The 309-nt window shown below is 79.0% G+C and carries 1 pseudogene; it reads left to right on the top strand.

Annotation, left to right across the window (positions count from 1 at the left end):
• Positions 1 to 309: pseudogene (locus AE652_RS41875) on the top strand (hypothetical protein); the annotation flags it as partial.

The following is a 309-nucleotide window of genomic DNA, read 5'->3' as shown; positions in this document are numbered from 1 at the left end:
CCCGGCGCGGCGCCGACACCGACCCGCGCACCCTCAACCGGGAGCTCTCCACCCTGCGCGCGGCCGTGGCCTGGTGGCGGGCCCGCGGCTGGCTCGACGGCGACCCGACCACCGGCCTGCTCCCCCGCCCACTGCCCGAACCCGCCACGGCCACCGGCCCGTTGAGCCCCGAGGAACTGCGCGCCCTGTTCGCCCTCCGCGCGCCGCTGCGCGAGCAGGCGCTCTGGCACCTGCTGCACGAGTCCGGCGCCGCGATCGAGACCGTCCTCGCCCTGGACACCGACCACCTCGACCCGCCCCGCCGCCGCA

The organism is Kitasatospora sp. MY 5-36 (genome assembly GCF_001182915.1).
GTDB lineage: Bacteria > Actinomycetota > Actinomycetes > Streptomycetales > Streptomycetaceae > Kitasatospora.
The sequence above is the reverse complement of the archived record's forward strand: the minus strand, read 5'-3'. Positions and strand labels throughout refer to the sequence as shown.